Raw genomic sequence first — 26,330 nt, 5'->3', positions numbered from 1 at the left:
CAGGTCGTGTGAGCCTGCACATAATATAGACTCAAACGGCAAATAAAAAGCCCGCTTTCGCGGGCTTTTTATTTTGAGTCGCATTTGGCAAATCAGCCGATTTGCTTGCGGGCATTGCGGAACATGCGCATCCAGCCGCCGTCCTCACCCCAGTTGTCCGGGTGCCAGGAGTTGGCCACGGTGCGGAATACCCGCTCCGGGTGCGGCATCATGATGGTCACCCGGCCGTCTTCGCTGGACAGGCCGGTAATGCCGTTGGCGGAGCCGTTGGGGTTGAACGGATAGCGCTCGGTGGCCTGACCGTGGTTGTCGACGTAACGCAGGGCGATGGTGCCGCTGGCTTCCAGGGCGGCGATGTCGGCGCGTCTGGTCTGCACCCGGCCTTCACCGTGAGACACGGCGATGGGCAGGCGGGAGCCGGCCATGCCGGACAGGAACAGGCTGGGTGACTCCTGCACTTCCACCAGGCTGAAGCGGGCTTCAAAGCGCTCCGAGGTGTTGCGCACAAAGTCCGGCCAGTGGGCCGCACCGGGGATCAGGTCCCGCAGTTGCGACAGCATCTGGCAGCCGTTACACACGCCCAGGGCAAAGCTGTCGTCGCGCTGGAAGAAGGCCTCGAACTGGGCGCGCAGCGCCTCGTTGAACAGAATCGACTTGGCCCAGCCACCGCCGGCGCCCAGCACGTCACCGTAGGAGAAGCCGCCGCAGGCCACCAGGCCGGCGAACTCGTCCAGGCGCAGGCGACCACTTTGCAGATCGCTCATGTGCACGTCCACGGCGCTGAACCCGGCCCGGTCAAAGGCGGCCGCCATTTCCATGTGGGAGTTGACGCCCTGCTCACGCAGAATGGCCATCTTGGGATGCACGCCCTTGGCGATAAAGGGAGCGGCGATGTCTTCCTTGGGATCAAAGCTCAGGGACGCCGACAGACCGGGATTGTTCTCCAGCTTGGCGTCAAACTCGGCCTGGGCACATTCCGGATTGTCACGCAGGGCCTGCATGCGGTAGCTGGTCTCGGACCACAGTCGGCGCAGTTCGGTGCGGGATTCGGCGTAGAGCTCCTTGCCGTCGGCCAGCAGGCGCAGGGTATCGTCCTGGTTGGGCTCGCCAATCACATGGGTGCAGGCGGCCAGGCCATGGCCGGCCAGACAGGTCAGCACCGCTTCCTTGTCTTCCCGGCGCACCTGCAGCACGGCACCCAGCTCTTCGCTGAACAGCGCCGCCAGGTGATCGCCACCCAGCAGGTCCAGCTCCACGTCCAGGCCGGTGTTGCCGGCAAAGGCCATTTCCGCCAGGGTCACAAACAGGCCACCGTCGCCGCGGTCGTGGTAGGCCAGCAGTTTTTGCTCGGCCACCAGCGCCTGCATGGCGTTGAAGAAGCCCTTGAGCTGCTCGGCATCGTCGAGGTCGGCGGGCTTGTCACCCAGTTGACGGTAGACCTGGGCCAGCGCCGAGGCGCCGAGGCGGTTCTTGCCGTTACCCAGATCCACCAGAATGAGATCGGTTTCGCCCAGATCGGTGCGTAGCCAGGGAGTAACGGTGCTGCGCACGTCGGTCACCCGGCCAAAGGCGGAGATCACCAGCGACAGCGGCGCGGTGACGCTACGATCATCGCCATCCTGCTGCCAGCGGGTCTTCATCGACATGGAGTCCTTGCCCACCGGAATGGTGAGCCCCAGTACCGGGCACAGCTCTTCGCCCACGGCCTTGACCGCGTCGTACAGGCCGGCGTCTTCACCGGGGTGACCGGCGGCAGACATCCAGTTGGCGGACAGCTTGATGCGATTGAGCTCGCCAATTTCGGTGGCGGCAATGTTGGTGATGGCTTCGGCCACCGCCAGCCGGGCGGAAGCGGCGAAGTCGAGCAGGGCCACCGGGGCGCGCTCGCCCATGGACATGGCTTCACCGGCATAGGTGTCGTAGGCGGCGGCGGTCACGGCACAGTCGGCCACCGGCACCTGCCAGGGGCCCACCATCTGATCCCGGGCCACCAGGCCGGTGACGCTGCGGTCACCAATGGTGATCAGAAAGCCCTTGTCGGCCACGGTGGGCAGGGTCATCACCCGCTCGACCGCGTCTTTCAGGTTGATGCCGGCCAGATCCAGCGCCGGGCTGTGATGCTGGGCGCTTTTCACGTCGCGGTGCATCTTGGGCGGCTTGCCCAGCAGCACTTCCAGGGGCATGTCGATGGGCTGGTTATCGAAATGCTCGTCGTGCAGGCTGAGGTGACGCTCGGCGGTGGCCTCGCCGATCACCGCATAGGGAGCCCGCTCCCGGCGACAGAAGGCCTCGAACTCGGCCAGCCGGTCGTCGGCCACCGCCAGCACGTAGCGCTCCTGGGATTCATTACACCAGATCTGCAGCGGGCTCATGCCCGGCTCGTCGTTGGGAATGTCACGCAGGTAGAAGCGGCCACCGCGGTCGCCGTCGTTCACCAGCTCGGGCATGGCGTTGGACAGGCCGCCGGCGCCCACGTCGTGAATAAACACGATGGGATTGTCGTCGCCAAGAGCCCAACAGCGGTCGATCACTTCCTGACAGCGGCGCTCCATTTCCGGGTTGTCCCGCTGTACCGAGGCAAAGTCGAGCTGCTCACAGGACTGACCGGACGCCATGGACGAGGCCGCGCCGCCGCCCAGACCAATGTTCATGGCCGGACCGCCCAGCACCACCAGTTTGGCGCCTACCGGGATCTCGCCTTTTTCAACATGCTCGCCGCGAATGTTGCCGAGGCCGCCGGCGATCATGATGGGCTTGTGGTAACCGCGCACTTCCTCGCCGTTAAAGCTGGAGACCCGCTCTTCATAGGTACGGAAGTAACCGAGCAGCGCCGGACGGCCAAACTCGTTGTTAAAGGCGGCACCACCCAGGGGGCCGTCGATCATGATGTCGAGGGCGCTGACGATGCGCTCGGGCTTGCCGAAGTCCTGCTCCCAGGGGCGTGCGTAGCCGGGAATTTTCAGGTTGGACACGCTGAAGCCCACCAGGCCCGCCTTGGGCTTGGAGCCGCGGCCGGTGGCGCCTTCGTCACGGATTTCACCGCCGGAGCCGGTGGCCGCGCCCGGGTAAGGGGAAATGGCGGTGGGGTGGTTGTGGGTTTCCACCTTCATCAGAATGTGAATGTCTTCCTGATGGTAGCGGTACTCGCCCGACTCGGGGCTGGGGAAAAAGCGGCCTGCGGGCGAGCCGGCCATCACGGCGGCGTTGTCCTTGTAGGCGGAGAGCACGTGCTCAGGCACCTGCTCAAAGGTGTTCTTGATCATCTTGAACAGCGACTTGGGCTGTTCGATACCGTCTATGGTCCAGTCGGCGTTGAAGATCTTGTGACGACAGTGCTCGGAGTTGGCCTGGGCAAACATGTAGAGCTCGATGTCGTTGGGGTTACGGCCCAGCTTGCTGAAACCGTCAAACAGATAATCGATTTCATCATCCGCCAGCGCCAGGCCCATGCGCAGGTTGGCCTCGGCCAGGGCGGCGCGGCCACCGCCGAGAATGTCGACGGAGGTCAGCGGCGCCGGCTCGGCCTCGGCGAACAGGCACTCGGCCGCGGCCAGGCTGTCAAAGGTGGTTTCGGTCATGCGGTCGTGCAGCAGGGCACTGACCGCGGCCAGCTCGGCCTCACTGGGCTCACGCTCAAAGCCCAGGTAATAGGCGATGCCGCGCTCGATGCGCTTGACCTGGGACAGGCCACAGTTGCGGGCAATGTCGGTGGCCTTGGACGACCAGGGAGAAAGGGTTCCGGGACGGGGGGTCACCAGCATCAGGCGGCTGCCGGCTGCCGGGGTGACGGCCTCGGCGGGACTGTCGAGCAGCTGAGTCAGGGTTTGTCGGCCATCGGCATCGAGCTCGGCGGTCAGGGCGACAAAGTGCACATACTCGGTTTCAACGGCGGTCAGGGGCAGCGCCTGCTCCTGGGCGCGACGAAGGATCGCCTGGGTTCTGAAACCGGATAAGGCCGGTGAGCCTCTCAGTATTTCCATAGTGGCTAATTCTCAAAGCGTGAGTGTATGGGGGGTTCTCAAACTGGCGGTATTATAGGTTTACACCCCTGCCCTGTCGACGCCGATTTGCCGCAGCATCCCCTGCCCAGGCGACGTAAAATTCGGCAATAACCTGACCAAAGCGCCGGCTTTTGCTATAAAATGCCGGCGTTTTCTCATAAGGAGCAGCCTTTGCACACAACGCGCGTATTCGCCGCCACGGCCCTGCTGACGCTGCTTGCCCTCGCCGGCTGCCGGCCCGAGAGCACGGGCGCCAGTCAGCAGGCACAGATCCAGGACAGGGAAGAGCTCAGGGTCGGCACCCTCTACCACCCCCTTTACTACTTTTTGCGCAACGAGCGCGAAGAGGGGCTGGACTATGAGCTGGCACAGGGCTTTGCCGACTACCTGGGCGTCGAGCTGACCATGGTGCCCGCCTATAACCTGGACGAGCTGTTCGCCCTGCTCGATGCCGGTCAGGTCGACATGCTGGCCGCCGGCCTTACCGGAACCCCCCTGCGCCGGCAGCACTACCGTTTTGGCCCCAGCCTCTATGAAGTGGCCCAGACCCTGGTCTACCGCAAGGGAGACACCCGGCCTCAGGATCTGACCCAACTCGAGGGTAAGGTACAGGTGCTGGCCGGCTCCAGCCAGGCGGAATGGCTGCACCGTATGGCACAGGATCTGCCCGATTTGCAATGGGAGCCCCGCAAGGACACGGATGCGGAAGACCTGTTGCGCCAGGTGGCCGAGGGCCGCACCGATTACACCCTGGTGGAAGACACCCTGCTGGCCCGCACCCAGCGTTACTACCCCAATGTGGACGCCGCCTTTAGCCTGCCCAACTCCCAGCCGGTGGCCTGGGTCATGGACAGGCGCGACGACGACAGCCTGCTGGCGGCCATGCTGGACTACTTCGCCCAACAGCGGGCCAGTGGCCTTATGGCCCGGCTCAATGAAAAGTACTTTGGCCATATTCAGGACTTCGATTACGTCGACACCCGCACCTTTCTGCGCCGGGCCGAAGACCTGCTGCCTCGGTACCGGCCACTGTTTGAGCGCCACGCGGGCGGCCTGGACTGGCGCCTGCTGGCGGCGGTGAGCTACCAGGAGTCCCACTGGGATCCGCAAGCCCGCTCTTATACCGGCGTGCGCGGCATGATGATGCTGACCGAAGACACCGCCCGCCAGATGGGGATTGAAGACCGGCTGGATCCCGAGCAGAGCATTCGTGGCGGCGCCGGTTACCTGGCGTCGCTGCTCGAACGCCTGCCCGACAGCATTCCCGATGACGAACGCATCTGGTTTGCACTGGCGGCCTACAACATCGGCCTGGGTCACCTGCTCGATGCTCGGCGCATCACTCGGCTTAGGGGGCAGGATCCCGATGCCTGGGCCTCGGTCAAGGACAGCCTGCCCCTGCTGCACCAAACGGGCTGGCACCGCCAGACCCGGTATGGCTATGCCCGGGGTCGGGAAGCCAGAAAATTTGTGCGCAACATTCGCCAGTACTATCAGAGCCTGCAGTGGCTGTACAAACCCAGCACGGATGCCGGCCTGGCCACCGCTCAGGCTGAGACCCAGCCGACAGATCCAACATATTAATAACATTGTCACTTTACCCTGATATCACAAGCTGATATCAAGGCAAAAAAGGCCGCAGTATGCGGCCTGGTAGAGACGAGAGAACTTATGCTGAGAAGAAGACGCATCGCGCTGAAACAGCGCAAACCCGCCGTTGGCGCCCGCCGCAAGATCATGATGCACGATGTGCGGCGCAAGATATTACGCCGTAACGCCACCTATTTCCTGACCCAGGCCGGCTTTGAATAACCCCTGACCGCGCCGGTATTCTGCGCGGGTCAACGAATGGTAATCACCCCGCATTTGGCATTGCTGGCTACCTTGTGGGATACGCTGCCCAGCACCAATCCGGCCAGATCTCCCAGCCCCCGGGTACCCAGCACGATCACTTCGGCGCCCAGCCCGGCGGCCTGCTTGAGAATGGTTCGGGCCGGTTCACCCTTTACCAGGTGAGTCTGTATCTTTTCCACCCCAAGTTTCTGAGCCTCGGCCTCGGCACCGGAGATGATGCGATGCCCCAGGGCTTCCATTTCCTGCAACTCATCACCAATGGCCACGGCACCAATGCCCCAGATCAGGGTGGCCTCGTGGGGCAGCACTTCGGGTACATGCAGAATATGCAGCTCGGCATTATCGACCCTAGCAAGGTGACAGGCCAGCTCCAGCGCCTTGCGGCCATTTTGGGAACCGTCTACCGCCACCAGCAAAGACTTGTACATATGGGGCCTCCGTACAATAAAAGCGGGAATGCCTTTTCAGCCTAGGCAGGAGCACGGGCGGGCGCAAAATCACAGGTCTCAAATGATAAAAAAACGCCGGCTGGGCCGGCGTTTTTTTATCGGGTTTACTTTTTCTTGAGGTGTTTCATCAGGCGCTTGCGCTTGCGCAGCTGGCTGGCGGTCAGCTTGTTCTTCAGACCGGCGTAGGGGTTGTCCCCTTCCTGGAACTCCACGCGAATGGGCGTGCCCACTATCTGCAGTGAACGGCGGAAATAGTTGATCAGATAGCGCTTGTAGGAGTCGGGCAGATCCTTGACCTGGTTGCCGTGCACAATGATACGCGGCGGGTTATAGCCCCCGGCATGAGCATATTTGAGCTTGACCCGGCGGCCACGCACCAGCGGCGGCTGGTGATCGTCCTGGGCCATCTGCATGATACGGGTCAGCATGGAGGTGTTCACCCGCTTGGTGGCCGAGGCATAGGCCTCCTTGACCGATTCAAACAGGTTGCCCACGCCACTGCCGTGCAGGGCCGAAATAAAGTGCAGGCGGGCAAAATCGATAAAGCCCAGGCGCCGGTCCAGCTCGCGCTTGATGTCGTCGCGCACGTCCTGGCTCAGGCCGTCCCATTTATTCACCGCCAGTACGATACTGCGGCCGGCGTTAAGCACAAAGCCCAGCAGGCTGAGATCCTGATCGGAGATGCCTTCCCGGGCATCCAGCACCAGCAGCACCACGTTGGCGTCCTCAATGGCCTTGAGGGTCTTGATCACCGAGAACTTTTCCACCGCCTCGTGCACCTTGCCCCGGCGCCGTACCCCGGCGGTGTCGATCAGAATGTAATCCTGCTCGTCCCGCTGCATGGGAATATACACGGAGTCACGGGTGGTACCGGGCATGTCGTATACCACCACCCGCTCTTCACCCAGAATGCGGTTGGTGAGGGTGGACTTGCCCACATTGGGGCGACCGACGATGGCCAATTTGATGGGGGCATCTTCAAAAGGTGCCGCTTCTTCCTGCTCCAGTTCGTCGAGCACCGCCATGGCGTCTTCCAGGGTGGCATCGTCAAACTCGTGTTCTTCATCCGCCTCGTCGGCATCGTCCCGAGTCTCGCCGGCCAGCAGCTCAAGCTGAGGCGCCAGCGCGGTTTCCAGCAGGCCGAGCACACCGCGGCCGTGGGCGGCGGCAATCTGGTGAATGTCGCCCAGGCCCAGCTGATAAAACTCGCCCACCGCCGAGTCGGCGTCGATGCCGTCGGTCTTGTTGGCCACCAGCAAGGTTTTCTTCTGACAGCGACGCAGGTGGCTGGCAATGGCCTCATCCGCCGAGGTCATGCCGGCGCGGGCATCCACCATAAACAGCACCACATCGGCCTCGTCGATGGCCGCCAGCGACTGGGATGCCATTTCCAGCTCGATGCCTTCTTCGCTGCCGTCGATACCGCCGGTATCCACTACGATGTATTCCAGCTCGCCAAAGCGGGCCTGGCCATATTTGCGGTCACGGGTCAGGCCCGGAAAGTCGGCCACCAGGGCGTCACGGGTGCGGGTCAGGCGGTTAAACAGGGTGGATTTGCCCACATTGGGGCGGCCCACCAGAGCCACTACTGGCATCATAAAAACATTCTCCGAAAAACAATAACGGCTCCTGATCACGCAATCAGGAGCCGATGACGTCAGGTTTCGTCGACCTCAGGGCTGGCCGATGGCCGTCAGGTCGCCGTCGCGGCTTTGCACATACAGGGTGTCGCCAGACACCACGGGCGCCACATACAGACCCGAGCCGTCGACGCGCTCCAGCGAGACGATGGCGCCGCTGTCGCGATTCAGCCAGTACAGATAGCCGTCGTCGTCACCCACCACCAGGTAGTCACCGAATACCACGGGAGCGGTCAGCCGGCGGTTTTCCAGCTCGGTATTGGCCCATACCTCGCTGCCGCTGCGGGCATCCACCGCAAACAGGTGGCTGCGGCTGTCGGTGATATACAGCTGGCGACCGTCCGTGCTCAGATCCTGAGAGCCCTGATACTGGCGTTTCCACAGGGACTGGCCGGAAATAAGCTGGTGCGCGGTTAGTTGGCCATTATAGGCGATCGTGAACAGAATATCGCCCAGGATCACCGGCCTGGCGGCCACATCCACCATGCGTTCCAACTCGGTGGCGCCCTTGGGACTGGCAATGCGGGTGTCCCGCACCGGCTGGCCGTTGGCCAGCAGGGCAATGCCCAGGCGTCCGTCGGCCCGGCCATAGAGCACGGCACCGCCGGCGGTAATGGGGGTGGCCATGCTGCGCAGGGTCAGGCTGGGCTGCTCGTTGCGCAGCAGCCACTGCTGCTCGCCGCTGCCGGCATCCAGTGCCACCAGGTTGCCGGCGCTGGTATGCACCACCACCTTGCCTTCGTCCACCGCCGGGGCCGCCAGCACTTCGCCGGGCACGTCCCGCGTCCACAGCAGCTCGCCATCGGCCTGGGATACGGCATAGACTACGCCGTTTTCCGATCCGAAATAGAGGTTGCCGTAGGCGGCGGTCAGGCCGCCGGCAATGCGCGGGCTGCGCTGGTTTTCATTGATATCGAGCTCATCGAGTTCGGTTTCCCACAAGTCGTCTCCCTCGACCAGTGAAAACGCCTTGAGCACACCATTGCGAGACGCGGCAAACAGCCGGTCACCGTCCACCGCCGGGCGCAGCTGGGAGTAGTAATCGCCCACGCCCTTGCCCACGGAAGCGGACCAGCGGGTCTCGGCGTCAAAGGCATTGTCGATCTCGGGCAAGGCATTGGCCGGTGCCACCGGGGTTGAACTGGAACAGGCCCCCAGCACCAGGCTCAGGGACAGCGGCAGGGCCTTCAGCAGGTGTCTGGACATGCTCACTCTCCCTTGCCGGCATCAACGCCGGCCAGATCGTCAAGCTTCAGGGTCAGCGCCGGATTGTCGCCTACCCCACCTGCTTCACGGGCCGCCTCATAGGCCGCCAGGGCCTCGGCGGGCTGCTGCCGGGCCCGGAACAGATCGCCCCGCACCTCGTGCAACTGGGCGGCAAAGGCGTCACCGGTTACCTCGTCGAGGCGGCGCTGGGCGGCATCAAGATCGCCGGCGGCGATCAGCACCCGGGCCAGACGCAGGCGCACGGTGTTGGCCAGGGCATCATCGGTCATGCCCGCCAGGGCCAGTTCCAGCTGCTGCCGAGCCAGTTCCAGGTCATTGGCCCTGACCGCTTCCGCCGCCAGCAGCATGGCCGCCAGTTCGCCATAGCTATTGCCTTGGTTCTCGCTGACAAAAGCCGCGGTGCTGTCAAAGGCGGCACTGCCCTGGCTGGCCAGATCGCGGCTTACCTGCTCAAAAGCCTCGGCGCCGTCGGCACGGGTTTCCAGCTGGTGGCCCTGGTAATAACGCCAGCCAAACAGGCCGGCGAGGCCGATGGCGGAGCCCAGAATAATGGCCTTGCCGTATTCCTGCCACCAGCGCTTGATGGCTTCAATTTGTTGTTCTTCCGTGCTGTAAACGTCCAACTCATATCCCCTTTTGTTCGAGGTGTTCAACCAGCTCGCTTTGGGCCAGGGTCTGTTGCTCGGCCTGGCCACGCAGGAACTTGACCGTCACCTGGCCCTGGGCCACTTCGTCTTCTCCAAGGATCAGCGCCACCACGGCCCCGCTCTTGTCGGCCCGCTTGAGCTGCTTCTTGAAATTGCCGCCGCCACAGTGGCTCATGACCCGAAGTCCGGGTCGTTCGTCCCGCAAGCGTTCGGCCAGGGCCAGGCCCGCCACGCGCGTGCTGTCCCCCATCATGGCCACATAGACATCGGCCTGGGCCGGTTGTTCCGCAACCCGATTCAGGGTTTCCAGCAGCAGCACCAGCCGCTCCATCCCCATGGCAAAGCCCACCGCCGGGGTGGCCTGTCCGCCCAGTTGCTCCACCAGGCCGTCGTAGCGGCCGCCGCCACAAACGGTGCCCTGGGCGCCCAGGCTTTCGGTGACCCACTCGAACACGGTGAGGTTGTAATAATCCAGGCCGCGCACCAGCCGGGGATTAATCTCAAAGCCAATGCCGGCGGCACTCAGCAACGCCTGCAGACCGTCAAAGTGGGCCTTGGTGTCTTCACCGAAGTAGTCGGACAGCACAGGTGCGTCGGCCAGCAGCGCCTGCACCTCGGGATTCTTGCTGTCGAGCACCCGCAGCGGGTTGGTGTGCATGCGCCGGCGGCAGTCTTCGTCCAGACGATCTTCGTGCTGTTGCAGAAAGTCCACCAGGGCCTGACGGTACTGCGCCCGCTCTTCCGGCTGACCCAGGCTGTTAAGCTGCAGGGTCAGGTGCTCGGTCACACCCAGGGCCTTCCAGAAGCGGGCGGTGAGCATAATCAGCTCGGCATCGATGTCCGGGCCGTGAAGGCCAAACACTTCCACCCCGAACTGATGGAACTGGCGATAACGACCCTTTTGCGGACGTTCATAGCGGAACATGGGACCCATGTACCACATGCGCCGCTCCTGGTTGTACAGCAGGCCGTGTTCAATGCCGGCGCGCACGCAGCCGGCGGTGCCTTCGGGGCGCAGGGTCAGGCTGTCGCCGCTGCGATCCTCAAAGGTGTACATTTCCTTTTCCACGACATCGGTGACTTCACCGATGGCGCGCTGAAACAGGCCGGTCACTTCCATGATGGGCAGACGAATTTCACTGTAACCGTAGGCACTCATGGTATTGCGCAGCACGGCTTCCGCCTGTTGCCAGGCCGGAGTCTGCTCCGGCAGGCAGTCGTTCATTCCTCGAATTGCTTGAATTTGTTTGGCCACAAAAATATCTCTGGTTCTGAATCGATGAGTAAAAAGCGGGGGTCAGTCCTTGTCCTGCACCGGAATGCGGGCGGCGGGATCCATCCTGGCGACCTTGGCCCGAATGCGGCTTTCAAGGGCATCCACCAGCTGGGTGTTGTCGAGCCGGTCTACCCGTTCGCCGCCATCGTAGAAGGCGCTCTTGCGCTGGGCGCCGGCCAGGCCCAGATCGGACACCAGGGCCTCGCCAGGCCCATTGACCACGCAGCCGATAATGGACACGTCCATGGGGGTGACAATGTCTTCCAGCCGGTTTTCCAGGGCGTTGACGGTGCCGATGACGTCGAACTCCTGACGTGAACAGGACGGACAGGCGATAAAATTGATGCCCCGGGCGCGAATGCGCAGGGACTTGAGAATGTCAAAGCCGACCTTGACCTCTTCCACCGGATCGGCGGCCAGGGAGATGCGCAGGGTGTCGCCGATGCCTTCGGCCAGCAGCATGCCCAAGCCAATGGCAGACTTGACGGCGCCGCTGCGAAAACCGCCGGCCTCGGTAATGCCGAGGTGAAGGGGCTGTTCAATCTGACGGGCCAGCTCCCGGTAGGCACCCACCGCCAGAAATACATCGGAAGCCTTGACGCTGACCTTGAACTGGTCAAAGTTGAGCTTGTCGAGAATGTCCACATGGCGCAGCGCCGATTCCACCAGGGCCGCCGGCGTGGGCTCACCGTATTTTTCCTGCAGATCGCGCTCCAGCGAGCCGCCGTTCACGCCAATGCGAATGGGAATGCCCTTGTCCCGGGCGCAGTCCACCACCGCCCGTACCCTGTCTTCCCGGCCGATGTTGCCCGGGTTGATGCGCAGGCAGTCGGCGCCGTATTCGGCCACCTGCAGGGCAATGCGGTAGTCGAAGTGAATGTCGGCCACCAACGGCATGCTGGTACCGGCACGAATAACCTTGAAGGCTTCCGCCGCTTCCATGGTGGGTACCGACACCCGTACGATATCGGCACCGGCCTTTTCCACCGCCCGAATCTGGGCCAGGGTGGCCTCCACGTCTGTGGTCAGGGTATTGGTCATGGTCTGCACGCTGATGGGGGCATCCCCCCCCACCAGCACGGAGCCGACACGAATTTGCTTGGACTTGCGACGAATGATGGGTGATTCGTGTTGGGACATGGTTTGCTCTTGCTCGTTACATCAGGATTGCGGGACGGTCAGGCGGGCAACCCGGCCGGCGCGGAAGGAAGACAGATCCACTGCCTGGTTCAGGTATTCCACGCTGGCCGCCTGGGGAGCGCCCAGTACCAACCGGAACGGCGGCTCCCCCTTCAGCTCAAGGCGGTCACTGGACTTTTTGACCCCTTCGGACAGCACTCGGCCTTCCGCGTCGGTGACCTTTATCCAGCAATCGTCGGAAAAGCTTAACACCAGCAATTGCGGATCCGCTTTCGGCTCCGCTGCGGGGGCCGGCTCCGGCGTCGGCTCGGGCGCCACCTCGGTCACGTCTTCCACAACCGCCGGGGCCGCCGGTGTTTCCGCCGGCAACACAGGCGCACCGGTCAGGTCGGCATCACCGGCAGGAATGGTCACGGCCTCGTCGGCGGCGTCATTCAGGGCAGGCGACGTCAGCAGCGGTGCCGGCTCGGGGGCGTCAACCGGCTCGGCTATCTGTTGCTGCGGCACGGGCTCGCCACGCTCCACAAAACCGGCGCCGCTGTTTTGCCACCACCAGAACACCAGGGAAGTACCCAGGCCGAGCAACACCAGCCAGCTGATGCGCTTGAGCCACTTGTCACTGGCCTGCTGCCGGGTCTTTTTGGAAAAGCTCTGCATCGACACGGTGGCATCCTGGCGCCGTTGCTCCATGCCAGCCATGCCGTCAAAGGCGGCCAGCGCCTGCTGCTCGCTCACCCCCACCAGGCGGGCATAGGCCTTGACGTAGCCCCGCAGAAAGGTCAGCGCCACGCCGGCCTTGTATTGGTCGCTGTCGAGGGATTCAATCACCGCCACCCGCAGGTTAAGCCGGCGCGCCACCTCATTTTGGCTCCAGCCTCTGCCTTCACGCGCCTGACGCAGCAGGGCGCCCGGTCCGGATGTCGGTGCCTGTTGCTCTTCACCGGCCTGTTGTTGTTCTTCGTTAGTAGTCATTTGTCAGGAATCGCCTGGCCTGTTCTGTATCGGGAAATAAACGTACCAGCTCGGCACCAGCCTGCTGGGCTTGCGCCACCCGGCCCTCGGCCTCGGCGGCACGGACTATCAGCCATAAACTCTGCGCACTGGGCAGATGCGCCTGCCGGTAGCGGTCGAGGTAGTGCAGGGCACTGGCGCCGTCACTGCCTGCCAGCAGTCCGGCCATGCCGAGCAGCGCCCGCGGCTTCTCCGGGGTGTATTCCAGCGCACGCTGAAAGTAACCCATCGCCGCCTGCTCCCGCCCATGGCCAAGGGCACACAGGGCGGCATTCTCATAGGTATCCGCCACCTTCACATAACCGGCAACGGCCACCGCCCTCCTGAACATGACATCGGCCTCGTCAAATCGTTCCCTGTCACACAGAAAGGCACCGTAATTGTTCAGCCCGTCACCATGTTCGGCGTCCAGACGCAGCACGCGCTTGTAGTGTTGCTCGGCCTTGTCAAATTCCGACACCGACTGGAAAAAGTAGGCCAGCGCCAGGTGAATGTCCGGGTTGCGCGGGTCCTGAGACAGGGCCCGCTCCAGGTTGAACTTGGCCTGACCGGTGTCTCCCCGGCGCAGGTATTCCAGCCCAAGGTTCATGCGGGTCAGCGCGGCCTGGGATGGTTCAAACACCATCTTGCCGGCCTTGCCCTTGTCACTGAGATTAATGGTTTCATGTACGCACCCGGCCAGTGCGCCCGCCATCAGCAATGCCGGTAACAGAATGACCCTTCGCATTCCCCATTCCGCCAGTGGTTTTTGCAGTTAAACCATTGTGACGGATATATTTTGTTCCTGCATCCGTTTTTTCATGGTGCGCTTGGTTCTGTCGATCACATCCCCCACCAGCTGACCGCAGGCGGCGTCGATATCGTCCCCCCGGGTCTTGCGAATGGTGACGGTATTGCCGTATTGCATCAGTACCTTGTTAAAGCGATCAATGCGGCTGTTGCTGGGCTTGCCGTAAGGGTTGCCGGGGAACGGGTTGAACGGGATCAGGTTGATCTTGCAGGGCAGGTCCTTGAGCAACTCGGCCAGCTCGTGGGCATGCTGCATGTCGTCGTTGATATGATCGAGCAGCACATATTCGATGGTCACCTTGCCGTGGTTGGCATTGGACACCGCCAGGTAACGACGAATGCTGGCAATCAGCTCGGCGATATTGTACTTGTCGTTGATCGGCATGATCTCGGAGCGCAGCTTGTCGTTGGGGGCATGCAGCGATACCGCCAGGGCCACGTCAATCATGTCGGCCATCTTGTCCAGCGCCGGCACCACGCCGGAGGTAGACAGGGTCACCCGGCGCTTGGACAGGCCAAAGCCGTAGTCTTCCAGCATCAGGCGCATGGCCGGCACCACGTTGTTGAGGTTGAGCAGCGGCTCGCCCATGCCCATCATCACCACGTTGGTGATCGGCTTGCGGCCCGAGTCGCGCACAAAGCCCACCCGGCTGGCGGCACGCCAGACCTGTCCGATGATCTCCGACACACGAAGGTTGCGGTTAAACCCTTGCTGGGCGGTGGAGCAGAATTTACAGTCGAGGGCACAGCCCACCTGGGACGACACACACAGGGTGGCGCGGTCACCGTCGGGAATGTACACGGTTTCCACTTCCTGATCGCCCACCTGCATGGCCCACTTGATGGTGCCGTCGGCAGACTTTTTCTCGACGCTGATTTCGGGGGCACGAATTTCGGCCCGCTCCTTGAGCTTGCCGCGCAACACCTTGTTGATGTTGGTCATCTGGTCAAAGTCATCGCAACCGAAATGGTAAATCCACTTCATCACCTGATCGGCACGAAAGGGTTTCTCTCCCATTTCCTGAAAGAGTTCTCGCATGCCGTCACGATCCAGATCCAGCAGATTTATTTTGGTTTCACTCATCGGTTGCCTCACGCGTTATGACCAGAGCCCACAGGGCGCGAAATTGTACAGAGTTTAGCATTCGGTTGCCAGTGCCGGCCTGCTTCGGCGCCGCGTGGCACCCATGAAAAAGGCCGCCCAATGGCGGCCCTGATTCACATGGCAAGAGGTTATCAGTGACCGCTGGCCACCGGGGTAAGCGCCGGCTGCTTGCCGGAGCGCCCCTTGCAGACTTCAATGGTCACCTCGTTGCCGTCGGCATCGAACAGCTTGCCGTCGACGAAGTAGTCACCGTCGTTCAGGCAGGCGATGTCTTCCTGGCGAATGGTTCGTTCGGTGCCCGCGGCAAACACCGATTGCTTGTCGGAGTTGCCCCAGCTCAGATGATTGAAGAGCAGGTTCAGCAGAATGGCCATGATGGCGGTGGAGCTGATGCCGGAGTGGAAAATGGTGGCGAACCAGTCCGGGAAATGATGATAGAAGCTGGGCGCGGCGATGGGCAGCATGCCAAAGCCGATGGAGGTGGCCACGATGATCAGGTTCATGTTGTTGGTGTAGTTCACCTTGGCCAGGGTGCGAATGCCGCTGGCGGCCACGGTGCCGAACAGCACGATGCCGGCGCCGCCCAGTACCGCGGTGGGCACGGTGGCGATCACTCGCCCCATGATGGGCATCAGGCCCAGGGTCACCAGGATCACACCGGCCGCCGCCACCACGTAGCGGCTCTTGACACCGGTGACCGCCACCAGGCCCACGTTCTGGGCAAAGGCGCTTTGGGTAAAGGAGCCGAACATGGGTGCGACGGCGCTGGAAATCATGTCGGCACGCAGGCCGTCACCCAGGCGACGGGCGTCCACCTTGGTGTCGATGATGTCACCCACCGCCAGAATGTCGGCGGAGGTTTCCACCAGGATCACCAGCACCACGATCAACATGGAGATAATGGCGGCCAGCTCAAATACCGGCATGCCGAAATGGAACGGCGTGGGAAAGGCGAAAATCGGGCCTTCCAGCACGCGGGAGAAATCCACCAGGCCCAGGGACCAGGCCAGCAGGGTGCCGATCACCATGGCCAGCAGGATGGACAGTCGGCTGATGGCGGCATTGCCCAGCTTGCTCAGCAGCAGCACGATCGCCAGGGTGGCGCCGGCCAGACCAATGTTGGTCATGCTGCCGAAATCTTCGGCCCTGCTGTTTCCGCCCATGGCCCAGCGGGCCGCCACCGGCATCAGGGTCAGGCCGATGGTGGTGATCACCGCACCGGTGACCAGGGGCGGAAAAAATTTGATGATCTTGGAAAAGACGGGCGTGATCAACAGCCCGATTAGGGCCGCGCCAATGACGGCGCCAAACACCGATGGCAGGCCACCACCGGTGGTGACGATGGCGACTATGGTGGCCACGCTGGCAAAGGACACCCCCTGTACCAGCGGCAGCTGGCAGCCAAAGAAGGGAATGCCCAGGGTCTGCAGCAGGGTGGCGGCGCCGCCCACAAACAGCGAGGCGGCGATCAGCATGCCGATTTCCGCCGAGCCCAGGCCCGCCGCCTGCCCCACAATAAGCGGCACCGCAATGATGCCGCCGTACATGGTCAGCACATGCTGAAAGCCGTAGGCAATGTTGGCCGCAATGCCGAGGTTTTCGTCTTCCGGACGGTTACCGACAGCGGTGTTACGAGATTCTGTACTCATGATCACTCCCTGAAAATGTTAATTTATGTATACCACAACCGGTACAATATCAACTTTAATGTTGCAGTCAATGTAAACAATATTTACATTTTGTGTATACCAAAATAACAACAGGGCCATCGGCCGCCATAAAAAAAGGGAGCCGAAGCTCCCTTTTCTATTGCCGTCGACTCGCGATTAACGAGTACGCGGGCAGATTTCTTCGTCGCTGAAGAAGTAGGCGATTTCGCGAGCAGCGGACGCCGGGGCATCGGAGCCGTGTACGGCGTTCTCGTCGATGCTGTTGGCGTAGTCGGCGCGCAGGGTACCGGCCAGGGCATCGGCGGGGTTGGTGGCGCCCATGATTTCACGGTTGCGACGGATGGCATCTTCACCTTCCAGCACCTGTACCATCACCGGACCGGAGGTCATGAAGTCAACCAGGGCCTTGAAGAAGGGACGCTCGCTGTGCTCGGCGTAGAAACCTTCGGCCTGCTCACGGCTCAGGTGAACCATTTTGGAAGCAACGATTTTCAGGCCAGCAGACTCAAAACGGCCGTAGATGGCACCGATCAGGTTCTTGGCAACGGCGTCGGGCTTGACGATGGAAAAGGTACGTTCGATAGCCATAGGGGTATCCTTTAATCAACAGGTTCTGTTTTCGACAGTAAAAACGCGCGGATTATACGAAAAGCGCGGGCGAGTTAACACCGCCCGCGCATATTTTTCTCGGGAGAACTCAGCCCTGGCACACGCGGGCCAGCATGGCGGCAATGGTGCGCACGCCGTGGCCCTTGCCACCGGCGGCCCAGAGGTCATTGGGCACCTTCTGGTAAGAGCCAGACAGATCCATGTGTACCCAGCTGCGGCCGTTGTCGGGCACAAAGCGGGACAGGAAGGCGGCGGCGGTGGACGCCCCGGCCTGCCCCTCGCCGCCGTGAATGTTGGCCATGTCGGCAAAGGCCGAGGTCAGCAGATTCTGGTGGAACGGCTCCAGCGGCAGCGGCCAGGCCTTTTCGTCTTCGTCCTTCGCCGCCTGCACCGTCTGCAGCGCCAGCTCGTCGTTCATGCTGAACACGGCGTTGTAGTCCCGGCCCAGGGCCATTTTGGCCGCGCCGGTGAGGGTGGCGGCGTCCAGAATAAAGGGCGCACCGGTGGCCGAGGCCGCCAGCAGGCCGTCGGCCAGCACCAGCCGGCCCTCGGCGTCGGTGTTGAGGATCTCCACGGTCAGGCCGTTGCGGTAGGTGAGAATGTCTCCCAGCTTGAAGGCATGGCCCGACACCAGATTTTCGGCGCAGCACAGAAACAGTTTCACCCGGCTGGTCAGGCCGCGGGAGATGGCCAGGGCCAGGGCACCGGTGACGGTGGCGGCACCGCCCATGTCGGATTTCATCACCGACATGCCGTCCGAGCTCTTGATGCTGTAACCGCCGGAATCAAAGGTGATGCCCTTGCCCACCAGGCAGGCGGCCACCGGGGCATCGGCATTGCCGGTGGGGTTGTAGTCCAGCTCCAGCAAAGTGGGCGGACGGCTGCTGCCCCGGCCCACTTCGTAGATGCCCACGTGGCCCAGATCCTTGAGCTGCTCGCCGCTGTAGATGCGGTAGCTTACCGCCTCGGGGGCCAGCGACTGCAGAAACTTGCCGGCCTCGGTGGCCAGGGATGCCGGGTAAACGTCTTCCGGCGTGCCGTTAATCATCTCCCGTACCCAGTTCACCGCGGTACGGCGGGCGTCGAACTCCGCCTGGTCGTCGGCGCTCATTTCGCCCAGCTCCAACTGCTGGCCGCCCTTGGCGTTATAGAAGCCCTGGGCAAAGGCCCAGCGGCTTTCCAGCGTCCAGTCATCACCACAGAGGGCCAGGTTCTTGATGCCCATGGCGTCGAGCTTGCGCCCCGCCTGCTGCACCCGGCGCGCCGGCTCTCCCTCGCCCAGGTGCACACGCACTTCGTCATTCTGAAAGCTGAGCAGCGCCTTGTCGCCCCAGCAGGCCGGGGCGGCGTCGTTGGTCAGCATCACCTTCATGGTCGCGGACATCATGACTCCTTGTTATCTCGTCAAAAAACGCAAAAAGCCACAGTATCACTGTGGCTCTCTATAAAGCTATAAGCGGTGAGCTGAAAGCTGGAAGCCTAAAATTATTCCGGCTGGCTTCAAGCTTCTGGCTTTCTGTCAGTTGTATTCGTCCATCCAGGCGAGGATCACCGCTTCAAGAATGCGCTCGTTGGAGTGTTCGGGCTCGTCGTCAAACTCCTCCAGCTCGCAGATCCACCGGTGCAGATCGGTAAAGCGCACGGTTTTGGGATCCACCTCCGGGTGCCGTTCCATCAGCGCCAGGGCAATATCCAGACTGTCGGTCCATTTCAAACTCATGCGTTTCACCTTCACCTTGGCTTGTATCGTGTTTAGTGGCCTTCGGATACCATGTTCACAGTATACCGCGGGATTTCCACCACCAGATCCTCGTCATCCACCCGGGCCTGACAACCCAGCCGGGACTCCGGCTCCAGGCCCCAGGCCTTGTCCAGCATGTCGTCTTCCAGCTCGGTGCTTTCTTCCAGCGAGTCAAAGCCTTCCCGCACGATCACATGGCAGGTGGTGCAGGCACAGGACTTCTCACAGGCGTGCTCAATGTCGATACCATTGCGCAGCGCCACATCCAGCACGGTTTCCCCGGTTTCGGCCTCGACGGCAGCGCCCTCGGGGCAAAGGTCGGCATGGGGCAGAAATACAATCTTCGGCATCGTTACACCTTGTCCACTCGTTGGCCGGCCAGTGCCTTGCGAATGGATGCGTCCATTCGGCGGGCGGCAAAGTCGGCGGTTTGTTTGTCGGTCTGTTCAATGGCGCGCTTGATGGCTTCCGGGTCGTCCCCCTGAGCCGCCTGCTGCAATGCTTCCAGCGAAGCCACTACGTCGGCCTGCTCCTGCTCGCTGAGCAGTTCGTCGCCGTCGGCCTGCAGGGCGCTGATGATGTTTTCCACCACCCGTGCCGCTTCCACCCGCTGCTCGGCCAGCATACGGGCGGCAATGTCTTCCTGGGCATGCTCAAAGGACGCCTTAAGCATGGTGGAAATGTCTTCTTCCTTCAGGCCGTAAGAAGGTTTGACCTCAATGCTGGCCTGAACGCCGGAAGATTTTTCCATGGCGCTCACCGACAGCAGGCCGTCGGCGTCCACCTGAAAGGTCACGCGAATATGGGCGGCGCCGGCGGCCATCGGCGGAATGCCGGTCAGCACAAAGCGGGCCAGGGAGCGGCAGTCGGCCACCAACTCGCGTTCACCCTGTACCACGTGAATGGCCATGGCGGTCTGGCCGTCCTTGAAGGTGGTGAATTCCTGGGCCCGGGCCACGGGAATGGTGGTATTGCGGGGAATCACCTTCTCCACCAGGCCGCCCATGGTTTCCAGACCAAGGGACAATGGAATCACGTCCAGCAGCAGCATGTCGCTGTCGGGCTTGTTGCCGATGAGAATGTCTGCCTGAATGCTGGCACCGATGGCCACCACCTTGTCGGGGTCGATGCTGGTCAGTGGCTCGCGGGCAAAAAACTCACCAACCCGCTCCCGCACCAGCGGAACCCGGGTGGAGCCACCCACCATCACCACTTCCTGCACTTCGTCCTGGCTGACGTCGGCGTCTTTCAGGGCGCGGCGACAGGCCATCAGGGTCTTGTTGACCCAGGGCTGAATAAGGCTATTAAACTGGTCACGGCTGAGCTCACCCTGCCAGCCTTCCCAGGCGACATTAACCTGCTCGTTATCGGTCAATGCCACCTTGGCGGCGATGGCGGCATCCAGCAGGTTGCGTTGCTGAGCCGGGGACAGCCCGGTGACGCCGGCCTGTTGCTGAATCCAGTCGCCAAGAGCGTGATCGAAATCGTCACCGCCGAGGGAAGAGTCGCCACCGGTGGCCAGCACTTCAAACACGCCCTTGTGCAGGCGCAAAATGGAGATATCAAAGGTACCGCCGCCCAGGTCATATACCGCGATCACCCCTTCCTGACCCGAGTCCAGGCCGTAGGCAATGGCCGCAGCCGTGGGCTCATTGAGCAGGCGCAGCACATTCAGGCCGGCCAGCTTGGCCGCATCCTTGGTGCCCTGACGCTGAGCATCATCAAAATAGGCGGGCACGGTGATCACCGCGCCTTCTACCGGGTTGCCCAGGCTGGCCTCGGCGCGCTCGCCCAGGGTTCTGAGGATTTCGGCGGAAACCTGCACCGGATTAACCGGCCCTTGAGGCGTATTCAGCTCGATGATGCCGGCATCGGTATCGCGAAAGTCGTAAGGTAGCCGGTTGCGCGGCACATCGGCCAGGGCCTTGCCCAGCAGCCGCTTGACCGAGACGATGGTATTTTGCGGATCGAATTCCGCTTCCTGCCTGGCATCAAAGCCCACCCGCAGGCCATCGGCGGTGTAGTGCACCACGGACGGCAGCAGTTCGCGGCCCTGTTCGTCGGGCAGGGTTTCGGCCAGGCCACTGCGCACCACGGCCACCAGTGAATTGGTGGTACCGAGATCGATGCCAAGGGCCCACTTGTGCTCGTGCGGAGCCGCGCTTTGGCCCGGCTCGGAAATTTGTAACAATGCCATGAGATTCAGAATTCCTGCTGCGCGTCTTCCACCCGCTCGAGTTCGGCGTGCAGCTTGACCATGAATTTGAGTTTGCGCACCGTGTCGGCGGCCTGCTCCCAGTGACCGGCGTCAAGCCGTTGTTCCAGCTCGCGGTAGTAATCGTCGGAAGCCTGCTTCAGCTCCCGCTCAAAGGCCATGATGGCGGCAAACACGTCGCCGGCGGCGGAAATCTCTTCCAGCTGCTCGCGCCATTCCATTTGCTGCATCAGGAACATGGGATCCTTGAGGGTCTGCTGCTCGCCACGAATGTCCACTCCCTGCAGTGACAGCAGGTATTCGGCGCGACCAAGGGGATTTTTCAGGGTAGAAAAGGCGTCGTTGATACGGGCGGCCTGTTGCACCGCCTGTAATCGCTCCCGCTCAGGGCGGGAAGCGAATTTATCGGGATGAAACTGCGACTGCAGCTGACGGTAGGCGGCGGCCAGGGCCTGGCCGTCGAGCTGAAATTGCTCAGGCAGACCAAACAGCTCAAAGTAGTTCATGCCACTTTCCTTACACGTTGAAGCTTTCGCCGCAGCCACACTCCCCGGTGATATTGGGGTTGTTGAATTGAAAGCCCTCGTTCAGGCCTTCCTTGACGAAGTCCAGCTCGGTGCCATCCAGATAAACCAGACTCTTGCTGTCGACGATCACCTTGACCTCGCCATGCTCGAACACCTGATCGCCCTCGGACAGCTCATCCACGAACTCCAGCACATAGGCCAGACCGGAACAGCCGGAGGTTTTCACTCCCAGCCGCAGGCCGATGCCCTTGCCCCTGTTGTTGAGAAAGCTCTGCACCCGCTGGGCGGCCGCGTCGGTAATGGTGATCGCCATGATGTCTCCGTCTTACGCCAGGTTCTTTTTCTGCTTGTAGTCGTCGATGGCCGCCTTGATGGCATCCTCCGCCAGAATGGAGCAGTGGATCTTCACCGGCGGCAGGGCCAGCTCTTCGGCAATGTCGGTGTTCTTGATGCTGGCGGCCTCATCCAGGCTCTTGCCTTTCACCCACTCGGTGATCAGCGAGCTGGAGGCGATGGCAGAGCCACAGCCATAGGTCTTGAATTTGGCATCTTCGATAATGCCGTCATCGCTGATCTTGAGTTGCAGCTTCATCACGTCGCCGCAAGCCGGGGCACCCACCATGCCGGTCGCAATACTCGGGTCATTCTTGTCGAAACCACCGACATTGCGGGGGTTTTCATAGTGATCAATTACTTTTTCGCTGTAAGCCATGATTCAATTCCTCTCGCAGTCCGTTACACCTTAATGGTGTACCCACTCAACTTTTTCCAGATCCACACCGTCCTTGAACATCTCCCACAGCGGAGACATCTCGCGCAGACGGCCGATGGCCTCGTTTACCAGGCGCACCGCGTAATCGACCTCTTCCTCGGTGGTGAAGCGGCCGATGCTGAAGCGAATGGAGCTGTGCGCCAGCTCGTCGTTCAGGCCCAGTGCGCGCAACACATAGGAAGGCTCCAGGCTGGCAGAGGTACAGGCCGAGCCGGAAGAGACCGCCAGGTCTTTCAGCGCCATCATCAGTGACTCGCCTTCGACGTAGGCGAAGCTGATGTTGAGAATGCCGGGAACGCGCTGTTCCAGGTCACCGTTGACATAAACTTCCTCGATGTCCTTCACGCCCTGATACAGGCGGTCGCGCAGGGTGCGAATGCGTTCGCCTTCGGCCTGCATGTCTTCCTTGGCAATGCGGAAGGCTTCACCCATGCCCACAATCTGGTGGGTCGGCAGGGTACCGGAACGCATGCCACGCTCGTGGCCACCGCCGTGCATCTGGGCTTCCAGGCGCACCCGCGGCTTGCGGCACACATAGAGGGCACCGATGCCTTTGGGACCGTAAATCTTGTGGGCGGACATGGACAGCAGGTCGATGTTCATCTCTTTGACATCCACCGGAATCTTGCCGGCACTCTGGGCGGCATCCACATGGAACATGATCTTGCGGCTGCGGCACAGCTCGCCGATGGCCTTGACGTCCTGAATCACGCCGGTTTCGTTGTTGACGTGCATGATGCTCACCAGCACGGTGTCGTCACGCAGGGCGCCCTCAATCTGTTCCAGGGTGAACAGGCCGTTGGGCTGCGGCTCCAGGTAGGTGACCTCGTAACCTTCCCGCTCCAGCTGGCGACAGGGATCCAGTACCGCCTTGTGCTCGGTCTTGGAGGTAACAATGTGCTTGCCCTTTTTGCCATAGAAGTTGGCAATGCCCTTGATGGCCAGGTTGTCGGACTCGGTGGCGCCGGAGGTGAATACGATTTCCCGCGGATCGGCGTTGATCAGGTCGGCGATCTGGTTACGGGCGATATCGACCGCCTCTTCCGCCTGCCAGCCAAACCGGTGTGAGCGGGAGGCCGGGTTTCCGAAGATGCCGTCCGGTGTCAGGTATTGCATCATTTTTTCGGCAACGCGCGGATCTACCGGGCAGGTAGCCGCATAGTCGAGATAAATGGGCAGTTTCATCATATTCTCCGTTCCAACGCTGCCCTGTACGGCAGTCTTGTCATCGACATTTAAAGTTGAACTTTCAGGCTCACTTGCCGATCCTGCTCATCGTGCAGATTCAGCATGCTCAGATGTTTGTCTTGCTGTCCGGATATGCGCCGGATTTCGCTCTGGCTGACCAGCTCGGCCAGGCTGATGGCGTCGAGAAAATTGCTGATCCGTTCGCTCAGGGCGCACCACAGGGAGTGAGTCAGGCACTGGTTGCCGCTCTGGCAGTCCCCCTTGCCCTGACACTTGGTGGCATCCACCGACTCATCCACGGCGGCAATGACCGCTCCCACGGAAATGGCCTCGGCGTCCAGGCCCAGCAGGTAACCGCCGCCGGGCCCCCGCACGCTGCTCACCAGGCCCTGCTTGCGCAGGCGGGAGAACAGTTGCTCAAGGTAGGACAGGGAAATGCCCTGCCGCTCCGAGATGTCGGCCAGGGATACCGGACCGTCATTGGCATGCAACGCCACATCCAGCATGGCGGTCACGGCGTAACGGCCTTTTGATGTCAGTCTCATGTGGTCAAACCGTTTTCCAACATTGGCGTCAGGGTGTCATACCCGAGTGATTCAGTCAAGTATTTACCCCAGTAAAACAGTCGGCTATTTGCCTTGCCGGCCGAGGCGCTGAACCGAGGTCAGAATGCCGCGCAAAATGTTGAGTTCGTGGTCTTCCGGACGGGCCCGATTGAACAGCCGGCGCAGCTTGGTCATTACCTGGCCGGGGTGCGGCTTGATGATAAAACCGGTGTCCAGCAGGGTCTGCTCCAGATGCGCGTAAAAGCGTTCCAGATCCGCCGCCAGCGGGTAGTCGGCTGCTTCTGGTTCGTGGTGGCTGCCGGCCAGCCAGGCCATGCGCACCTCGTAGCTGAGGGTCTGTACCGCCATGGCCAGGTTGAGGGAGCTGTATTCCGGGTTGGCGGGAATGGCCACATGATAGTGGCACAGCTGCAGTTCTTCGTTGGTCAGGCCGGTACGCTCCCGGCCGAACACCAGCGCCACCTTGTGTCTGGGCGCTTCCGCCATGGCCTTTTCGCCCGCTTGGCGGGCATCGAGCATCGGCCAGGACCAGGTACGCGAGCGGGCGCTGGTACCGATCACCAGGCCACAGTCGGCCACCGCGTCGGCCAGGGTCGGCACGGTGCGGGCATTGGCCAGAATGTCGCTGGCACCGGCGGCCAGGGCCACCGACTGACCATCGGGCGGGCTGACCGGGTCGACCAGGCAGAGATCGCTCAGGCCCATGGTCTTCATGGCCCTGGCGGCAGATCCCATGTTGCCGGTGTGGGAGGTGTTTACCAGCACGATGCGTACTTGCTCAAGCATGTTCACTTAATTCCGTTGCGCTCAGGGCGCAGGATTTTATCACAGTCGTGCTGGAGGGTCAGGTGTTAATCCCGTCTTTGGCTCAGCGCTTGAGCCGGGCTTGCTGGCCGATAAGATCCAGTTCCAGCAGGGCGTAGCGGTGCTCGACAAAGTCATAGATGTTGGTGGAAAGCGCCAGCTTGAGGTAAACCTCGGCCTGCTCCGGCTGCTCGTTGCGCTGGGCCTGTTTGGCCAGATAGAAGTAGGCCTCGCACAGCATTTCGGCCAGCTCCTGGTTGTCTTCGCTCTGTTCGGAAATGCGCGCCAGCAGTGCCTCAGGGGTCAGGGTGCCAAGGTAGACATCGACGATGTCCCAGGCCCATTCGTCGGTGCCGTACAGCCGGCGATGCTCGGCCAGGCGCTCCTGTGCCATGGCAAGGTCCACCTTTTCCAGCGCCAGGTACCACCACAGCAGGCGGTAAGGATCCGTGGGCTCTTCGTCGAGGAACACTTTCAGATCCCGCGTCGCCAGCTCGGGACGACCGCCATAATACAGTGCGATGCCCCGATTGAGGTTGGCATACACATAATCCGGCGCCAGTTCCAGGGCCGAGTCAAAGGCCTCATAGGCCTCGTCGAACTCCTGATTCTGGGTCAGGTAAACGCCGTTAAGATTGTAGGCATCGGCAAAGTCGGGCCGCTCGCGCAGCGCACGGTTGAAGTCGAGCCGGGCCATGGCGCGCAGGCCCACCCGGTCAAACACCACGCCTCGCTGAAAAAACAGCTCGGCCCGCTGCTCCGGGGTCAGCCCAGGCGCACTCAGCATCTGCCCCAAACGGGCAATGCCCAGCTCACTTTGATAGGAAACCTGCATGGGTACCGGCAACACCAGGGTCGGCGTGACCACTCTGGGGGCGCTGCATCCGGTCAGCATCATGCCCAGCAGGGCCAACGGACCGAGCAAAAATCTGTGTTTCAAGAAGGCTCCGAACTTGTCTTGTTCTATGTCCCCATGTTATGCAGCCGCAAGGCGTTTGTCATGCTGCAAATGCAATCAATGACGAGAAAGGGGGCTAAAGGGCGCGTTTCTGTGGGCAAGATGGATTCGGGCCATGCTTCGGCCTCTTTCGGCCATAGG

The 26,330-nt window shown here is 61.9% G+C and carries 25 protein-coding genes; 2 read left to right on the top strand and 23 right to left on the bottom strand.

What is annotated here, in order from left to right:
* Positions 1 to 92: 92 nt before the first annotated feature.
* Entirely contained in the window at positions 93 to 3,980 is a 3,888-nt protein-coding gene (gene purL, locus B6S08_RS10120; protein ID WP_094200691.1) for a phosphoribosylformylglycinamidine synthase, read from the bottom strand.
* A 192-nt stretch (positions 3,981 to 4,172) separates the two neighbouring features.
* Between purL and mltF the strand changes: the two genes are divergently transcribed.
* On the top strand, positions 4,173 to 5,585 hold the full coding sequence (gene mltF / locus B6S08_RS10115; protein WP_245849849.1) for a membrane-bound lytic murein transglycosylase MltF: 1,413 nt from the start codon (positions 4,173 to 4,175) through the stop codon (positions 5,583 to 5,585).
* Between the two features lie 87 nt (positions 5,586 to 5,672).
* Positions 5,673 to 5,813: a hypothetical protein gene (locus B6S08_RS18420; protein WP_165662137.1), complete on the top strand. Its 141-nt coding sequence runs from the start codon at positions 5,673 to 5,675 to the stop codon at positions 5,811 to 5,813.
* 29 nt (positions 5,814 to 5,842) lie between these two features.
* On the opposite strand, the gene B6S08_RS10110 is transcribed toward B6S08_RS18420, so the two are convergent.
* The 22 genes from B6S08_RS10110 to nlpI form a co-directional block, all read right to left on the bottom strand.
* Positions 5,843 to 6,283 carry a universal stress protein gene (locus B6S08_RS10110; protein ID WP_094200689.1) on the bottom strand — a complete coding sequence of 147 codons (441 nt, stop codon included), beginning with the start codon at positions 6,281 to 6,283 and terminating at the stop codon, positions 5,843 to 5,845.
* A gap of 125 nt (positions 6,284 to 6,408) precedes the next feature.
* On the bottom strand, positions 6,409 to 7,902 hold the full coding sequence (gene der, locus B6S08_RS10105; protein ID WP_094200688.1) for a ribosome biogenesis GTPase Der: 1,494 nt from the start codon (positions 7,900 to 7,902) through the stop codon (positions 6,409 to 6,411).
* A gap of 75 nt (positions 7,903 to 7,977) precedes the next feature.
* Positions 7,978 to 9,150 carry an outer membrane protein assembly factor BamB gene (gene bamB, locus B6S08_RS10100; protein ID WP_094200687.1) on the bottom strand — a complete coding sequence of 391 codons (1,173 nt, stop codon included), beginning with the start codon at positions 9,148 to 9,150 and terminating at the stop codon, positions 7,978 to 7,980.
* A gap of 2 nt (positions 9,151 to 9,152) precedes the next feature.
* Positions 9,153 to 9,794, bottom strand: coding sequence for a YfgM family protein (locus B6S08_RS10095; RefSeq protein ID WP_094200686.1), 642 nt, complete (start codon positions 9,792 to 9,794; stop codon positions 9,153 to 9,155).
* A gap of 1 nt (position 9,795) precedes the next feature.
* Entirely contained in the window at positions 9,796 to 11,073 is a 1,278-nt protein-coding gene (gene hisS / locus B6S08_RS10090) for a histidine--tRNA ligase (RefSeq protein ID WP_094200685.1), read from the bottom strand.
* A gap of 42 nt (positions 11,074 to 11,115) precedes the next feature.
* Positions 11,116 to 12,234, bottom strand: a complete 1,119-nt coding sequence (gene ispG, locus B6S08_RS10085) for a flavodoxin-dependent (E)-4-hydroxy-3-methylbut-2-enyl-diphosphate synthase (RefSeq protein ID WP_094200684.1) — start codon at positions 12,232 to 12,234, stop codon at positions 11,116 to 11,118.
* A gap of 21 nt (positions 12,235 to 12,255) precedes the next feature.
* On the bottom strand, positions 12,256 to 13,206 hold the full coding sequence (locus tag B6S08_RS10080) for a RodZ domain-containing protein (protein WP_094200683.1): 951 nt from the start codon (positions 13,204 to 13,206) through the stop codon (positions 12,256 to 12,258).
* Positions 13,196 to 13,972, bottom strand: coding sequence for a type IV pilus biogenesis/stability protein PilW (gene pilW, locus B6S08_RS10075; protein ID WP_206063691.1), 777 nt, complete (start codon positions 13,970 to 13,972; stop codon positions 13,196 to 13,198). The genes B6S08_RS10080 and pilW overlap by 11 nt, the downstream gene beginning before the upstream one ends.
* A gap of 27 nt (positions 13,973 to 13,999) precedes the next feature.
* A complete protein-coding gene (gene rlmN / locus B6S08_RS10070; RefSeq protein WP_094200681.1) occupies positions 14,000 to 15,118 on the bottom strand; it encodes a dual-specificity RNA methyltransferase RlmN in 1,119 nt (372 codons plus the stop codon).
* 152 nt (positions 15,119 to 15,270) lie between these two features.
* Positions 15,271 to 16,788 (bottom strand): nucleobase:cation symporter-2 family protein, encoded by a 1,518-nt coding sequence (locus tag B6S08_RS10065; RefSeq protein WP_094200680.1) that lies wholly within the window; start codon positions 16,786 to 16,788, stop codon positions 15,271 to 15,273.
* Positions 16,789 to 16,965: 177 nt separating this feature from the next.
* Positions 16,966 to 17,397, bottom strand: coding sequence for a nucleoside-diphosphate kinase (gene ndk / locus B6S08_RS10060; RefSeq protein ID WP_094200679.1), 432 nt, complete (start codon positions 17,395 to 17,397; stop codon positions 16,966 to 16,968).
* Positions 17,398 to 17,506: 109 nt separating this feature from the next.
* A complete protein-coding gene (gene pepB / locus B6S08_RS10055; RefSeq protein ID WP_094200678.1) occupies positions 17,507 to 18,802 on the bottom strand; it encodes an aminopeptidase PepB in 1,296 nt (431 codons plus the stop codon).
* 135 nt (positions 18,803 to 18,937) lie between these two features.
* Complete coding sequence (gene iscX / locus B6S08_RS10050; RefSeq protein WP_094200677.1) at positions 18,938 to 19,138, bottom strand: Fe-S cluster assembly protein IscX; 201 nt, start codon at positions 19,136 to 19,138, stop codon at positions 18,938 to 18,940.
* 32 nt (positions 19,139 to 19,170) lie between these two features.
* Positions 19,171 to 19,509 (bottom strand): ISC system 2Fe-2S type ferredoxin, encoded by a 339-nt coding sequence (fdx, locus tag B6S08_RS10045; RefSeq protein WP_094200676.1) that lies wholly within the window; start codon positions 19,507 to 19,509, stop codon positions 19,171 to 19,173.
* A gap of 2 nt (positions 19,510 to 19,511) precedes the next feature.
* Complete coding sequence (gene hscA / locus B6S08_RS10040) at positions 19,512 to 21,356, bottom strand: Fe-S protein assembly chaperone HscA (protein ID WP_094200675.1); 1,845 nt, start codon at positions 21,354 to 21,356, stop codon at positions 19,512 to 19,514.
* A gap of 5 nt (positions 21,357 to 21,361) precedes the next feature.
* Positions 21,362 to 21,880 (bottom strand): co-chaperone HscB, encoded by a 519-nt coding sequence (gene hscB, locus B6S08_RS10035; protein WP_094200674.1) that lies wholly within the window; start codon positions 21,878 to 21,880, stop codon positions 21,362 to 21,364.
* Between the two features lie 10 nt (positions 21,881 to 21,890).
* Complete coding sequence (gene iscA / locus B6S08_RS10030; RefSeq protein WP_094200673.1) at positions 21,891 to 22,214, bottom strand: iron-sulfur cluster assembly protein IscA; 324 nt, start codon at positions 22,212 to 22,214, stop codon at positions 21,891 to 21,893.
* A 12-nt stretch (positions 22,215 to 22,226) separates the two neighbouring features.
* Positions 22,227 to 22,613 carry a Fe-S cluster assembly scaffold IscU gene (iscU, locus tag B6S08_RS10025; RefSeq protein ID WP_094200672.1) on the bottom strand — a complete coding sequence of 129 codons (387 nt, stop codon included), beginning with the start codon at positions 22,611 to 22,613 and terminating at the stop codon, positions 22,227 to 22,229.
* A gap of 30 nt (positions 22,614 to 22,643) precedes the next feature.
* The gene (locus B6S08_RS10020) at positions 22,644 to 23,858 is read right to left on the bottom strand and encodes an IscS subfamily cysteine desulfurase (protein ID WP_094200671.1); all 1,215 of its coding nucleotides are present in this window, start codon (positions 23,856 to 23,858) and stop codon (positions 22,644 to 22,646) included.
* 50 nt (positions 23,859 to 23,908) lie between these two features.
* Positions 23,909 to 24,406, bottom strand: a complete 498-nt coding sequence (iscR, locus tag B6S08_RS10015; RefSeq protein ID WP_094200670.1) for a Fe-S cluster assembly transcriptional regulator IscR — start codon at positions 24,404 to 24,406, stop codon at positions 23,909 to 23,911.
* Between the two features lie 84 nt (positions 24,407 to 24,490).
* Entirely contained in the window at positions 24,491 to 25,213 is a 723-nt protein-coding gene (trmJ, locus tag B6S08_RS10010; RefSeq protein ID WP_094200669.1) for a tRNA (cytosine(32)/uridine(32)-2'-O)-methyltransferase TrmJ, read from the bottom strand.
* Positions 25,214 to 25,295: 82 nt separating this feature from the next.
* Positions 25,296 to 26,171, bottom strand: coding sequence for a lipoprotein NlpI (gene nlpI, locus B6S08_RS10005; protein WP_281254932.1), 876 nt, complete (start codon positions 26,169 to 26,171; stop codon positions 25,296 to 25,298).
* Positions 26,172 to 26,330: the final 159 nt, after the last annotated feature.

The organism is Oceanimonas doudoroffii, assembly GCF_002242685.1.
Classification (GTDB): domain Bacteria; phylum Pseudomonadota; class Gammaproteobacteria; order Enterobacterales; family Aeromonadaceae; genus Oceanimonas; species Oceanimonas doudoroffii.
Note: the sequence above shows the minus strand (reverse complement) of the source record. Positions and strands in the feature narration are given on the sequence as shown.